The organism is Streptomyces sp. NPDC006691 (assembly GCF_042869955.1).
GTDB lineage: Bacteria > Actinomycetota > Actinomycetes > Streptomycetales > Streptomycetaceae > Streptomyces.
The window spans coordinates 24,175-38,279 of the sequence record NZ_JBIAGW010000024.1; the positions used below are offsets into that span (position 1 = coordinate 24,175).

The 14,105-nt window shown below is 74.2% G+C and carries 11 protein-coding genes; 8 read left to right on the forward strand and 3 right to left on the reverse strand.

From position 1 onward, the window contains the following. Positions 1–216: 216 nt before the first annotated feature. Genes ACFYNP_RS33735 through hutI form a run of 3 tightly spaced genes read left to right on the forward strand, consistent with a single transcriptional unit; the run spans position 217 to position 3,944 of the window. The gene (locus ACFYNP_RS33735; protein ID WP_388790969.1) at positions 217–1,407 is read left to right on the forward strand and encodes an allantoate amidohydrolase; all 1,191 of its coding nucleotides are present in this window, start codon (positions 217–219) and stop codon (positions 1,405–1,407) included. Then, positions 1,398–2,735: a formimidoylglutamate deiminase gene (locus ACFYNP_RS33740; protein ID WP_388790971.1), complete on the forward strand. Its 1,338-nt coding sequence runs from the start codon at positions 1,398–1,400 to the stop codon at positions 2,733–2,735. Before ACFYNP_RS33735 ends, ACFYNP_RS33740 begins: the two co-directional genes overlap by 10 nt. Before the next feature lie 42 nt (positions 2,736–2,777). Beyond that, the gene (gene hutI, locus ACFYNP_RS33745) at positions 2,778–3,944 is read left to right on the forward strand and encodes an imidazolonepropionase (protein WP_388416462.1); all 1,167 of its coding nucleotides are present in this window, start codon (positions 2,778–2,780) and stop codon (positions 3,942–3,944) included. A gap of 411 nt (positions 3,945–4,355) precedes the next feature. Here hutI and ACFYNP_RS33750 read toward each other — a convergent pair whose 3' ends face one another. Further along, entirely contained in the window at positions 4,356–4,667 is a 312-nt protein-coding gene (locus ACFYNP_RS33750; RefSeq protein ID WP_388790973.1) for a hypothetical protein, read from the reverse strand. 209 nt (positions 4,668–4,876) lie between these two features. Here ACFYNP_RS33750 and ACFYNP_RS33755 point away from each other — a divergent pair, with 209 nt between their 5' ends. The 5 genes from ACFYNP_RS33755 to ACFYNP_RS33775 all read left to right on the forward strand — a co-directional run bounded on the left by ACFYNP_RS33755 (position 4,877) and on the right by ACFYNP_RS33775 (position 10,728). Beyond that, entirely contained in the window at positions 4,877–6,001 is a 1,125-nt protein-coding gene (locus ACFYNP_RS33755; protein ID WP_388790975.1) for a GNAT family N-acetyltransferase, read from the forward strand. A 139-nt stretch (positions 6,002–6,140) separates the two neighbouring features. Beyond that, the gene (locus ACFYNP_RS33760) at positions 6,141–7,394 is read left to right on the forward strand and encodes a glycosyltransferase (RefSeq protein WP_388791045.1); all 1,254 of its coding nucleotides are present in this window, start codon (positions 6,141–6,143) and stop codon (positions 7,392–7,394) included. A 23-nt stretch (positions 7,395–7,417) separates the two neighbouring features. Next, positions 7,418–8,194, forward strand: coding sequence for a polysaccharide deacetylase family protein (locus ACFYNP_RS33765; RefSeq protein WP_388416840.1), 777 nt, complete (start codon positions 7,418–7,420; stop codon positions 8,192–8,194). A 126-nt stretch (positions 8,195–8,320) separates the two neighbouring features. Continuing rightward, positions 8,321–10,234: a hypothetical protein gene (locus tag ACFYNP_RS33770; RefSeq protein ID WP_388790977.1), complete on the forward strand. Its 1,914-nt coding sequence runs from the start codon at positions 8,321–8,323 to the stop codon at positions 10,232–10,234. 95 nt (positions 10,235–10,329) lie between these two features. Continuing rightward, positions 10,330–10,728, forward strand: coding sequence for a hypothetical protein (locus ACFYNP_RS33775; RefSeq protein ID WP_388416453.1), 399 nt, complete (start codon positions 10,330–10,332; stop codon positions 10,726–10,728). Here ACFYNP_RS33775 and ACFYNP_RS33780 read toward each other — a convergent pair. Both ACFYNP_RS33780 and ACFYNP_RS33785 read right to left on the reverse strand, forming a co-directional pair. Beyond that, on the reverse strand, positions 10,709–12,850 hold the full coding sequence (locus ACFYNP_RS33780; RefSeq protein WP_388790979.1) for a lipopolysaccharide biosynthesis protein: 2,142 nt from the start codon (positions 12,848–12,850) through the stop codon (positions 10,709–10,711). The two genes, ACFYNP_RS33775 and ACFYNP_RS33780, sit on opposite strands and share 20 nt — an antisense overlap. Positions 12,851–12,875: 25 nt before the next feature. Beyond that, a complete protein-coding gene (locus tag ACFYNP_RS33785) occupies positions 12,876–14,048 on the reverse strand; it encodes a DegT/DnrJ/EryC1/StrS family aminotransferase (protein ID WP_388790981.1) in 1,173 nt (390 codons plus the stop codon). Positions 14,049–14,105 lie beyond the last annotated feature (57 nt).

Below are 14,105 nucleotides of genomic sequence, written 5' to 3' on the forward strand. Positions count from 1 at the left end.
CTCCCCGCGTCCGACCCCTCCAGGGCCGCGGGGAACTGCGCGACCAGCCCCGCACGGTCCGCGGCCGAGCAGGGACCCAGCGACCCCGCCGCAGCCACGGAGGTGGCCAACCCCAACCCCGCCGGTGGCGCGACCAGCCACACACGGTCCGCAGCCCAGCCGCATCCCCCGGAGGGTCTCGGGAAGGGGCGGGGTGGGGGATCCTCCTTCCAGGAGATGTGGCGCGAGCTGGCACCCATCGGCCGCGACAGCCAAACCCGCGGCTACCGCCGCCACGCCTGGACCGGCGCCGACGCCGAGTGCCGCGAGTGGTTCCGCGCGCAGGCCGAGTCCCGCGGACTCGCCTACGAGCTGGACCGGAACGGCAACCAGTGGGCCTGGGACGGCGATCCGGCGGCCGGTGACGCCGTCGTCACCGGCTCGCACCTGGACTCCGTCCCGGACGGCGGCGCCTTCGACGGCCCCCTCGGCGTCGTCTCGTCCTTCGCCGCGTTCGACGAACTGCGGCGCAGGGGAACGGAGTTGACCCGCCCGCTCGCCGTCACCAACTTCGGTGACGAGGAGGGCGCCCGCTTCGGCCTCGCCTGCGTCGGCTCCCGGCTCACCGCCGGACAGCTCACCGTGGACGCCGCGCACCGCCTGCGCGACCAGGAGGGGATCAGCCTCCCGCAGGCCATGGAGCGGGCCGGGTACGACCCGGACACCATCGGCCCCGACCCCGAACGCCTCGCCCGCATCGGCGCGTTCGTGGAGCTGCACGTCGAACAGGGCCGCGCCCTCGACCTCAGCGGCGACGCCGTCGGCATCGCCTCCGCCATCTGGCCGCACGGCCGCTGGCGGTTCGACTTCGCGGGCGAGGCCAACCACGCCGGCACCACTCGCCTGGTGGACCGCCGCGACCCGATGCTGACGTACGCCGAGACCGTCCTGGCCGCCCGCCGCGAGGCCGAACTCGCGGGCGCGGTCGCCACGTTCGGCAAGATCTCCTGCGAGCCCAACGGCGTCAACGCCATCCCCTCCCTCGTGCGCGGCTGGCTCGACTCGCGGGCCGCCGACCAGTCCACCCTGGACACGGTCGTCGCCGCGATCGAGCGGGCCGCGAAGGAGCGCGCCGAGCGCGACGGCGTGGACCTCAGCGTCGTACGGGAGTCCTTCACGCCCGTCGTGGAGTTCGAGCACGCCCTGCGGGACGAGATCGCCAAGATCCTCGGCGGTCACACCCCGGTGCTCGGCACCGGCGCGGGACACGACGCCGGAATCCTGTCCGGCTCGATCCCGACCGCCATGCTGTTCGTACGCAACCCCACGGGCGTCTCGCACTCCCCGGCCGAGTTCGCCGGCGAGGACGACTGCGTCGCCGGGGTGCTCGCACTCGCCGATGTACTGGAGGGCCTGGCGTGCAGGTGACGTACTGGCTTGAGCACGCCTGGCTCGACCCCGTCGTCGAGCCGGGCGTGGTCGTGGAGGTCGCCGGCGACGGCCGGATCTCCGCCGTCCGCACGGGAGTCGAGGCCCCGCCGCCCGGTGCCGAGGTGCTGCGCGGCTTCACCGTGCCCGGCCTCGCCAACGCCCACTCGCACGCCTTCCACCGGGCCCTGCGCGCCACCGTGCAGGTCGGCTCGGGGACGTTCTGGACCTGGCGCGAGACCATGTACCAGGTCGCGTCCCGGCTCACCCCGGACTCCTACCACGCGCTCGCCCGCGCGGTGTACGCGGAGATGGCGCTCGCCGGGATCACCGCCGTCGGCGAGTTCCACTATCTGCACCACGCGCCGGACGGCACCCCCTACGACGACCCCAACGCGATGGGCGAGGCGCTGATCGCCGCGGCCGCCGAGGCGGGCATCCGCATCACGCTGCTCGACACCGCCTACCTCTCCTCCGGCTTCGGCGCGGCCCCCGACCGCCACCAGCTGCGCTTCTCGGACGGCACCGCCGAGGCGTGGGCCGAGCGCTGCGCGGCGCTCAAGGAGCGGGAGCACGCGCGGATCGGCGCGGCCGTCCACTCCGTACGGGCCGTCCCCGCAAGGGAGTTGGGCACGGTCGCCGCATGGGCCGAGGCCCGGCGGGCCCCGCTCCACGTCCACCTCTCCGAGCAGACCGCGGAGAACGAGGGCTGCCTCGACGCGTACGGCATGACACCCACGCAGCTGCTCGCCGAGCACGGGGTGCTCGGCACCCGGACCACGGGCGTGCACAACACCCACCTCACGGACGGGGACATCGCGCTCATCGGGTCCACCGCGACGGGCACATGCATGTGCCCCACGACCGAACGCGACCTCGCCGACGGCATCGGGCCCGCGGTCGCCCTCCAGCGGGCGGGCTCCCCGCTCTCGCTGGGCAGCGACAGCCACGCGGTGATCGACCTCCTCGAAGAGGCGCGTGCGATGGAGCTCGACGAGCGCTTGCGAACGCGGCGGCGGGGGCACTGGACGGCGGCCGCGCTGCTGCGCGCGGCGACGGCCGACGGCCACGCGGCGCTCGGCTGGCCGGAGGCCGGCCGCATCGAGGCCGGGGCCCCGGCCGACCTGGCCACGATCGCGCTCGACTCCGTCCGGACGGCCGGCGCGGTGCCGCGGCTCGCCGCGGAGACGGCGGTGTTCGCGGCGACCGCGTCCGATGTGCGGCACGTGGTGGTGGGGGGCCGGGTCGTGGTGCGGGACGGGGTCCACGCCCTGGTACCGGATGTGCCCTCGGCCCTGTCGACGGCGATCGCCGCCTTGCGAACGTAGCCCCCCGGCGGCCGACCCGGAGCCGAATGCGGAAAGGAACCCATGCGCACCACCCTCGTGCGGAACATCAGCAGCCTCGTCACCAACGACCCCGAGCGGGGGGACGGGCCCCTCGGCCTCGTCGAGGACGCCGCCCTCGTCATCGAGGGCGAGCGGATCGCCTGGGCCGGCCGCACGGCCGACGCCCCCGCCGCCGACGACGCCGTCGACGCGAAGGGCCGGGCCGTCATCCCCGGCTTCGTCGACTCCCACTCCCACCTGGTCTTCGCGGGCGACCGGACCCAGGAGTTCAACGCCCGCATGAGCGGCCGGCCCTACCAGGCCGGCGGGATCCGCACCACGGTCACAGCCACCCGCGCCGCGAGCGACGAGGCGCTGGGCGCCAACGTCGCCCGCTACCTCGCGGAGGCGCTGCGGCAGGGCACCACCACCCAGGAGACCAAGTCCGGGTACGGGCTCACCGTCGAGGACGAGGCCCGCGCCCTGCGCATCGCGGCCGAGCACACCGACGAGGTCACCTACCTCGGCGCGCACATCGTGGCCCCCGAGTACGCCGACGACCCGGCGGCCTACGTCGACCTGGTCACCGGGGCGATGCTGGACGCCTGTGCCCCGTACGCCCGTTGGGTCGACGTGTTCTGCGAGAAGGGCGCCTTCGACGGGGACCAGGCGCGGGCCGTCCTCACCGCAGGCCAGGCCAAGGGGCTGCTGGCGCGCGTGCACGCCAACCAGCTGACGTACGGGCCCGGCGTACAGCTCGCCGTGGAGCTGGATGCCGCCTCCGCCGACCACTGCACCCACCTCACGGACGCGGACGTCGACGCGCTCGCCAACAGCGCGACGGTCGCGACCCTGCTGCCCGGTGCCGAGTTCTCCACCCGGGCTCAATGGCCGGACGCGCGGCGGCTGTTGGACGCCGGTGCGACCGTCGCGCTGTCCACCGACTGCAACCCGGGCTCGTCCTTCACGTCCTCGATGCCGTTCTGCATCGCGCTCGCCGTACGCGACATGGGGATGACGCCGGACGAGGCGCTCTGGTCGGCGACCGCGGGCGGCGCCGCCGCACTGCGCCGCACCGACATCGGACGCCTGACTCCCGGCGCCCGCGCGGACCTGGCGTTCCTGGACGCGCCTTCGCACGTCCACCTCGCCTACCGCCCGGGCGTGCCCCTGGTCGACGAGGTCTGGCGGGCGGGCCGCCGGGTCTGAGCGTGCGGGGGTCGGGGCCCGGCCAGTGGCGTGGAAGGGCCGGGCCCCGGCGTGGACGAAGGAGGGGCGGAGCCGGCCGCGGCGGCCGTCGCCGCCCCGGCCACCCTGCGTTCGGGAGCCGCCGGATCCGGCTCCCGGGCGACGGACGGCGGCACCGCCGCCGCATCCGCCGTCCCGCATGAACTCCGCCGCCACAGCCATTTCTCCATCGGCCGTGTCCCCTTCGCCCGCGCGGCCCTCCCCGGACCGCTGCGCCTCCGGCTACGCAGGGGAAGATGCCCGGAACCCGGGGTGCCGGTTCCCCGGCCGGGACGGCGCACGGGAGCGCGATTGCCCGGTGAATATGCGCCGCACGCCCCTCGGCCTCCGGGGCCCGTGCCGCCTCCGGGGCTCAGGTCCGACCTCCGCGCCTCAGGACGCGGCCAGGCGGTCGATCTCCGCCGTCTCGCCCCTCGCGAGCAGCCCGAAGAGCCGCAGCACCTCGTCCTTGGCCACCGCCGGGATCTGGCGCGGCTGTGCGTCCGGCTCGTCCAGGTTCTCCCAGAGGAGCCAGAGCAGCTCGCCGCTCGGGAAGGCGCTCAGGGACCAGCCGTTCTCATGGGTCAGGGAGACATCGGGGTGCTCGTCGTCGGCGTCGGCCAGGCCGTCGAGGATCGTGCGCATCGTGGCCTCGTCGGGCTCTTCGACGGAGGCGCCCGACAGGTCGGTCATGAAGTAGCTCATACCGTGCATTAGCTCACGCCGGGCGCCCCACCCGTACGCCCGGCCCCTCCCGTACCGCCCGCTCGCACAGGTCATGAACGGGCCACGACGTCGACGGCGTACCAAGCGTCTCCATATGGTCACAAACCGCGGAACGGTACCTACCGTCGGGTGAAATCGACCGGTACCGTCCAGGGGCAGCGTGGCTCGGGGGAGACCGGGGGGTCGAAATGGGCAGTCCGCGCGGGAGCGGCGCCGCCGCAGGGGCCGGGGGGCGTGTGCGGGTGGTCAGACCCGGCGATCTGAGCGCCGCGGAGCTGGACGTCTGGCGCGAACTGCGGGCCAGGACGCAGGCGCCGGAGAATCCTTTCATGGAGCCGGAGTTCACCCTGGCCGTCGGCCGGGTGCGCTCCTCGGCGCGGGTGGCCGTCGTGTACGAGGGCGGCGAGCCCGCGGCCTTCTTCCCCTACCAGAAAGGGAAGTTGGGGCAGGGCCGCGCCATCGGGTTCGGCGTCTCGGACGCCCAGGGGATCATCGGCCGGTCTCAACTGACATGCGGCAGTGGTGAGTTGCTGCGTGCGTGCGGGCTGTCCTCCTGGGAGTTCGACAATCTGGAGGACGGCCAGTCCCTGTTCGTGCCGGACGCCGCCGCCGAGTACGCCTCCTACGTGATCGACGTGGGAGCCGGTTACGCGGCGTACGAGGCGATCCTGCGGGAGCGGTCGCCGAAGTTCTTCCGGACCACCACCGCCAAGGAGCGCAGACTCGGGCGTCAGACGGGCGAGGTCCGGTTCGTCTTCGACGAGCGGGACCCGGCGGCGCTGGCCCGCCTCATGGAGTGGAAGTCCGCGCAGTACCGCCGCACCGGGCGGCGCGACCGGTTCGCCCAGGAGTGGATCAGCACCCTGGTACGACAGCTCGCCCACACCCGCGCGCCCGGTTGCTCGGGGGTGCTCTCGGTGCTGTACGCGGGGGACGCGCCGATCGCCGCGCACTTCGGGCTGCGCTCGCGCACGGTTCTGGCCTGCTGGTTCCCGTCGTACGACCCGGAGTACGCCAAGTACTCGCCGGGCCTGGTGCTCCATCTGCGGATGGCGGAGGCCGCGGCCGCCGAGGGCATCGGGATGCTCGACCTCGGCCGGGGGGCCGCCGAGTACAAGGACGCCCTGAAGACCGGCGAGATACCGGTGTACGAAGGGGCCGCCACCCGGCCGGGCGCGGGCGCGGTGCTGCACTGGATCGGCCGGGAGCCCTCCCGCCGGGCCCATGGGTTCGTACGGCGACGGCCGGGGCTCGCCGGGTTCGCGCAGCGCGGCCTCAAGCGGGCCGCGCGGTTGCGCGGCGCCGGAAGGTAGCCCCCGTCGGGGCGCGGCCGTCGAGGCCATCGGAAGACGCGGAGCACGGGGGGACAGCACAGTGTGGGACAGGTCGTCGCAGGCACCGCAGGGGCCATGGGCCCAGGACCTGGAGAGACAGCGCGACGCCGGGCAGGGGATCGGCGTCGGGGAACTGGACCTGGACGGGCTCGACGGGGACGTGCTCTCCCTGAGACCCGCGCCGGGCGGGCCGCCCATCGGCCCCGGCGAGGTGTACGTCCTGGTCCGGCTGCGGGGGCGGCCGGTCGGCACGGTCCTCGGGCGGGTGCACCACGGCGAGGACGCGGCCGGGGTCCTGGCGGCGGCGGCCCGCAAGCAGCTCACCGGGTTCGTGCCCGAGGAGCGGCCCGCGCCCGCGCCGACGCCGGTCCGCGCCAGTGTGGTCGTCGCGACCCGCGAGCGGTCCGCCCAACTCGCCCGCGCCCTGGACTCGTTGCTCGCACAGGACCATCCCGACCACGAGATCCTCGTCGTCGACAACAACCCCGCCACCGACCGGACCCGCGAGCTGATCGAGCGCCGCTACGCCCCGCTCGGCGTCCGCTACGCCGTCGAGCCCGTGCCGGGGCTCGCCGCCGCCCACAACCGGGGCGTCGCCGCCGCGCACGGCGAGATCCTCGCGTTCACGGACGACGACGTGATCGCCGACCCGCGCTGGCTGTCCTCGCTCGCCGCGCCCTTCGCGACGGACCCCCGGCTCGGCTGTGCGACCGGACTGATCCTGCCCGCCCGCCTCACCACGCCCGCCCAGATCCTCCTGGAGAGTCACGGCGGCTTCACCAAGGGCTTCGCGCCCCGCCACTTCGACCCGCGCAGACCCCCGCCCGACGAGCCGCTGTTCCCGTTCACGGCGGGCCGGTTCGGCTCCGGCGCCAACATGGCCTTCCGGGCGGACGTCATCCGTGCGATCGGCGGCTTCGACCCGGCCACCGGTACCGGCACCCCGGCCAGGGGCGGTGACGACCTCTACGCCTTCGCCCGGGTCGTCGTCGCCGGACACCGGCTCAGCTACACCCCCGAGGCGCTGGTCTGGCACCACCACCGCGAGACCTGGCGCGATCTGGAGAACCAGGCCTACGGCTACGGCGCCGGGCTCACCGCCTATCTGACCGCGATCATCGCCCGCCGCCCGGCCCTGCTGCCCGCGCTGCTCGCCCGGGTGCCGCGCGGACTCGCGCACGCGCTCGCCATCAGCGCGCACCGCGACGCCGGGGAGCAGGCCGTACCCGGAGAGCACGGCGCGCGGAACCATCCGTGGCCGCGGGCACTGTCCCGCCTGGAGCGCCGGGGCATGCTGTACGGGCCGCTCGGCTACCTCCGCGCCCGGCACCGGGTGCGCGGCCACCGGCGGCCGTGGGAGGTGACCCGGTGAGCGCGGGGGCGCCGGGCGTCCCGGTGCTCCTGTACCACGCGGTGATGGAGGACCCGCCCGCCTGGATCGCCGAATTCACCGTCCCGCCGCGGCAGTTCGAGGCCCACCTGGACGCGATCCGGGACAGCGGACGCACCCCCGTGACCATCGGGACGCTCGCCGCCCACTTCGCCGGGCGGGCCCCGCTGCCGCCCCGGCCGGTCGTGCTCACCTTCGACGACGGCTTCGCCGACCTGCCCCGGCGCACCGCGGAGGCGCTCGCCGAGCGGGGCGTGCCCGCCACCGCCTACCTCACCACCGGCGCGATCAAGCGCGGCCGGCGCTGTCTGCTGCCGCCCGCGCCGATGATGACCCTCGGTCAGGCCGGGCTCCTGGAGGAGTACGGAGTGGAGATCGGCGCCCACACCGTCTCGCACCCCCAGCTCGACACCCTGGGGCGCCAGGCCCTGCACCGTGAACTGGCCGACGCCAAGGCCGAGTTGGAGGACGTCCTCGGCCACCGGATCGACCATCTCGCCTACCCGCACGGCTACAACAACCCCGCCGTGCGCCGGGCCGCGCGCGCCGCCGGCTACGAGACGGCCGTCGCGGTACGGCACGCGCTCAGTTCGGAGCGCGACGACGCGTACCGGATCGCCCGGCTCATCGTGCGCCGGAGCCACACGCTCGCCGATGTGACGGCGTGGATGTGCGGGCAGGGGGCGCGTGCCGCCCCCTACAACGACTCGCCGCTGACCGTGGGCTGGCGGCTGTACCGCCGCACGAGAGCCGCGGTGAAGGGTCCCGTCTTCGCGGGATGAGCGGGCCCGGGGCCGTTCGCGGTGTAGCCACACGGGTGCGAGGAGTGTTCCTATACTCGCTCGAAGGGGACAGCCAGGGGACCGCGGCGTGACGGCCGTGACCACATGCGTGGGGGGAGTCGCACTGTGCAGCACCGTGTGCCCGCACCGGCCCGGGGGAGCGCGCAGCAGCCCCCCGGTGACGCGGCCGACGAGCGGGCGGACGGCCCGGCGGCGGGCGCTCGGCGCCGCTCCGTGCCGGACCTGATGAGACCTCAGATCCTCTTCACCTGGCTGCCGTTGGTGTCGGCCACCGCCCTGTGGGTGTACTCCCTGCCGGGCATCGACTTCCGGCACATGGACGACTGGGGCCTGATGGACCGGCTGCCCGCCGCGTTCTACCTCTCGCTCGCCGTCCTGACCGGCGGATTCGTCGTCAGTCTGCGGCGGGCCGGCACCGCGCCCTGGTGGCCCGGCCTCTACAGCGTGGCCCTGCTCTTCGCCCTCAAGGCGCCCACCTCGATCCTGTACGACGCGGTGCGCTACCCATGGGCGTCCAAGCACGACGCGGTGGTCAACCACCTGCTGGCCAACCAGGAGTTGCGGCCGGGCGTGCCGCTGTCCGGGAACATGGCGGCGTACGACCAGTGGCCGGGCTTCTTCACGCTCAACGCGGGCCTGGTGCGCGCCTTCGGCGTGGACACCGCGGCGTCGTACCTCAACTGGGCGCCGCTGTTCTACGGCGTCGTCCTCATCCCGGTGCTCGTCCTGATCTACCGCACCTTCGCCGAGGACTGGCGTCTGGTGTGGACCGGCGTGTGGATCTTCGAGGTCGCCAACTGGGTCGGCCAGGACTACTTCTCGCCCCAGGGCCTGGCACTGATCCTGGACCTGGCCGTACTGGCCGTGGTGTTCCGCCACTTCGTCCGTCCCGGGGCCGCGGGCGAACTGCGCTCCCGGGCCAACCTCGACCCGGCCGCGGCGAGCGTCCCGCCGCCCACCACCGGGCGCCAGCGCGCGGTCTGCGTCGCGATCCTGGCCCCGCTGATCGCCGCCATCAACTTCACCCACCAGCTCACCCCGGTGATGCTGTGCGTCGCCCTGTTCGCGCTCAACCTGACCCGGCGCTACCGCAACCCCGGGCTGCTCGCCGTCACGGCCGTGATCATGCTGATCTGGGACGTCACGATGGGCCGCCCGCTGTTCGTGGAGACGCTGTCCTCGCTGAAGGAGTCCGTCGGCAACCTCCTGAACAACTCGCGGGCCGGTTACGCGGGCGAACTCACCGGTCACGGACCGGTGTTGCAGGGCCGGGCCGACATCGTGATGGTCCTGGTGGTCGCGGTGCTCGCGGCGATCGCGGTGGTCCTGCGGCGCAAGCTGGTCAGGAGCGCGCTGCCGCTGCTCCTGGTGTCGGTGGCTCCGGTCCCGCTGTTCGCCGTCAACGACTACGGCGGTGAAATGCTGTTCCGGGTCTACCTGTTCGGGCTGCCCGGGGCGGCGTTCTTCGCGGCGGCGGCGCTGGTCCCGGCGGCGGCGGGCCAGGGAGGCGGGCGGATCGGCCCCGTCGTCCGCCGCCGCGTGGCGGCCGTCGCGCTGCCGGTGGTGCTCGTGCTGCTGGTGGCCGGGTTCATCCCCGCGTACTACGGCAAGGAGCGGATGTACTACACGCCGCCCGCCGAGACGGCGATGGTGACCCGGCTCCTCGACAGCGCGCCCAAGGGTTCGATGATCCTCGCGGTCACCGGGTCCTTCCCGCAGGCGCTGCACCGCTACGACCAGTTGGAACACTGGTACGTGGCCGAGCAGGAGGAGCCGCAGAACGCGATCATGCTGCGGGACCCGGTGGGGTATCTGGAGCCGCAACTCCCCCATGACGGGCGGCCGGTGTACTTCGTCCTCACGCGGACGCAGGACGTCTACACGGCGGGGGAGGGGCTGCTTCCGCCCGGAGGTTTCGCGGAGCTGCGCTCCAAGCTTGAGGCTTCGCCGAGGTTCCGGCTGCTGGAACGGGGCCCCTACGGCGAGGTCCTCCAATACGTCCCCCCGCGCCCCGACTGAGCCGCCCCTCGGGGCTCCGCCCCCAGCCCCCGTTCCCGGGAGGGCCCCGGGCCGCGGGACTTGAGCGCCCAGCCATCCACGACCCGGAGGTCGCCATGACGATCGGCCAGAACCAGATCAGAGCCGTCCTCGCCCTGTCCGGCTGGGCCGCACTCGGCGCGACCGCGCTGCCCGCCGCAACCCCGGCCCGCTGGATCCCCGTACTGCTGTACGTGAGCCTCGGCCCGGGGCTCGCCCTGCTCCACCCGCAGCCGCGGGCCCTGCGACCCGGGGCGAGACTGGAGGCGCTCGCGCTCGCCGCCCCGCTCAGCCTCTCGTTCGGCGCGCTCGTGTCCACCTGCCTCTTCCTCGTGCACGGCTTCTCGGCCACCGCCTTCCTCGTGTCCCTCGCCGCGTTCTCCACCGTCGCCTGCGCGTTTCCGGGGCTGCCGCTGCCGGCCGCGACCCGGGGGGCGGTGGAGCGTACGAAGCGGGTCAGGCGCGAGGGGGACTGAGGCGGCGGTGCACCAGTGCCGCCGCCGTCGCCGCGCACAGTCCGACGAAGACCGGCAGCGCCACCCCGGCGAACGTCCGCTGGGCCGCCCAGCCCGCGACCGCCAGCACCCACACCACGGCCGCCGTGATCCGCCAGTGCACCCCAAGGGCCAGCAGCGCCACCGTCGCCAGGGCCAGGCAGAGCAGTTGCAGGACCACGGGCAGCCAGCGCTCCACACCCGAGGGCCCGGCCAGGCCCGCCGTCTCGGACAGGAAGCGGGCCAGCGGGGTGTGCCAGGGGCCGGACAGCCGTTCGGGCGGTACGCCGAGGATGACCGGGGCGGTGTGCAGGGCCGCCACCGTCACCCACAGGCCGGCCGCCAACAGGCCGGGCCGTGGCCGGTAGAGGGAGAGCGCCGCGCTGCACACCACGATGAGCAGCACCCCCGCGGTCAGGCTCACCGGCGGCAGCGCGTGCAGCAGACCGGTGCCGTCGAGCCGCGGTCCCGCCGCGCCCCCGGCCCGTGAGAGCGGCACCCAGAAGAGTCCCGCGGCGAGGCCCAGCAGCAGCCACAGCGCGGTGGTGAGGCGCGATTCGTCGCTCTCGCGGGCCGCCGGGCCGGGCGGCAGGCGCAGGTGCAGGGTCGTCGCGGAGCCCTGTTCCGGGTGCGCCCCGGGGACGTACACCGGGATGCCGAGGGCGGGCGTCGCCGTGTCCATGCCGCCGCGCAGATACGCGGTCTGGGTGGCCCAGCGCGTGCCGTACTCCCGCGCCTCCTCGGTCCTGGCCGCCTGTGCCTTCCGGGCCCAACTCGTGCCGAAGTCGGGCGGCTTGGTGGCACTCGGCGTGCGGATGGCGGCGCGGCCCGCGAGGGCGCCGCGCAGTCCGGGTACGCAGCACAGGGCCATCAGGGTCATCGCGCACAGCTGGGCCCAGCCCGCCCCGGAGATGCCGAACACACCGAGCAGGACCGAGGCGCCGCCGAGGACCAGGGTGCACATCGCGCACTGGAGGATCGCCAGCATGCCGGTGCGGCCCTGGACGCGCAGCACCCCGATGTACAGCTCGACGGCGACCCGGGGAATCGCGGCGGCGGCCAGCAACTGGAGTACCAGCGTGCCGTGTTGGGCGTAGTCGTCACCGAAGGGCCCGAGGATCCGGCGGGCGAACAGGACCAGGAAGAGGACCACCGGGATGAGCAGCAGCGCCATCCGGCGCAGGGCGCCCCGCACTCCGTCGGCCAGCTTGTCGGGGCTGTGCGAGGAGTGCGCGGTCAGCGAGGAGGCCATGTTGACGGCCATGAACTCCATGGTTCCGCCCACCGTGTAGGCGATGAAGAAGAAGCCGTTCTGTGCGGCCGGGAAGCGCACCGCGACCATCACCGGCAGCAGGTTGATCATCGCGAGCGAGAACAGCGCCCCGACCGAGTCGCCGGCCAGGAAGCGGCCGATCTCGCGCAGCTCGGGAACCGGCCGGTCCCGGTCGGCGGCGGCCTGCGCCGGGATGAGGCGGCGGAAGACGAGCCAGCCGAGCGGCAGGACGGACAGGGCCATCGACACGGCCCACGACACGAAGACGCCGAGGGTGAGCGCCGAGAACACGGCGAGCAGGAGCAGCTTGCCGAGCGAGAACACCGCGTTGCCGACCGGGACCCAGATCGCCTTGCGCAGACCCGTGAGGACGCCGTCCTGGAGCGTCAGGATCGCCCAGGTCACCGACGACACCGTGAAGACCGCCCCGGCGGCGAGCCCGGACAGCGGCGCGTACGAGGGCCCCCACAGCGGCAGCGAGAAGAGGAAGACGACGCAGGCCACCACCACCACGCCGGTGCTGGCGAGGTACGCGCGGCGCACCAGCGTCGCGGTGGAGCGCCCGGCGCGCGGCACGTAACGGACCACCGCGCCGATCATGGTGGTGGCGGTGATCGAGGCGAGCAGCTTCATCGCGGCGATGGCCGCTGAGCCCTGTCCGACCGACTCCTCGCTGTAGTAGCGGGCCGCGACCAGCCAGAAGCCGAGGCCGAGCGCCGCCGAGACGGCGGTGGACAGCATGAGGGCGTAGGCGTTGCGGAACATCGAGTCGCCGCTGCCGGTGGGCTCGCCGCCGTCCGTCACGGCCCGGTCCGACGGCGCGGTGGCCATGTCCTCGATCCCCGTTCGGGCCGTGTCAGGCACCGGCCGGGCCGCCCCGCGCGGGCCGCACGCCGGCCGCGCGCAGCACCTGGATGGTGCGCTCGGCCCTCAACGGGTCGACGGGCAGGGCGTGTTGGGCGAACCAGCGGGCGGCCTCCGGTGCGGGCGAGGGATCGGTGAACGCCTCGCCCGCGTAGTCGTCGAGCGGCGGGTCGTACAGATAGCCCACCGTGATCCGCTCCCGGGCGAGCGCCGCGCGGGCCGCGTCGCGGTCCTCGACCAGCAGCGGAACGCGGAACAGCGGCTGGACGGGCCCCGGCTTCGGCCGCGCCCACTCGGTGGCGAGCAGCCGCTCGGCGCCCCCGCGGTGCGCGTCGAGTACGTCATCGAGCCTGCCCAGCTTCCGCCCGATGCGGGCGAGCCGGGCCCCTCCGGGAGTCGCCCGGTAGTCGTGCATGTCGACCCGGGCCCAGGAGTGGAAGGCGGCGAGACCGGGTGCGGACTCGGCGGCGCGGGTCAGCTCCGCGGGACGCAGCGGCATCCGGATGTCCTCGCGTTCCTGCCGGCCGAGCATCCGCAGCACCGCCCGGGCGGCCGGGGCCAGACGCAGCCCCCGTACGGCCGACTCGGCGTACGGGCGGGCCCAGTAGGCGAGTTCGGCGCCGGACCTGCGGGGGGCGAGCAGTGCGTCGCGGGAGGTGGCGAGCGCCTCGCGCAGGCCCGGGTCGGCGAGCGCGAGGAAGCCGCCCGCCTTGGCCGCGGTGTGCTTGGAGAGGCTGAAGACGGAAGCCTCGCCGAACGTGCCGACCCTGCGCCCGGCCGTCTCGCTGCCGATGGCGTGAGCCGCGTCCTCGATGAGCGCGATGCCGAACCGGGCGCAGAGGGAAGCCAGTTCGGGCGCGGGGTCGGGGTTGCCGTACAGGTTGGTGGTGAGGACGGCGGAGAGCCCGGACCAGAGCGCGTCCGGTACGGCCGCCGTGTCGAGGGATCCGTCCAGGGGGTCGAGCGGCGCCTGGACGGGTCGCAGGCCGGCCGCGAGGACCACGAAGAAGATCACGTCGTCGTTGACCGGCGACATCAGGACCCGGCCGCCGGGCGGGCACCGGTGTCTGAGCGCGAGGTAGAGCCCGAGCCGGCCGGACGGCACGTAGAGACACTCGCGTCCCAGGCGTTCGCGCATCGGCGCCTCAAGCTCTTCGTACGCCATGAAGTCCCCCCAGACCCCCGCAGGCCCAGCGCTCAATGTGACCCAGTGCGCACCGCC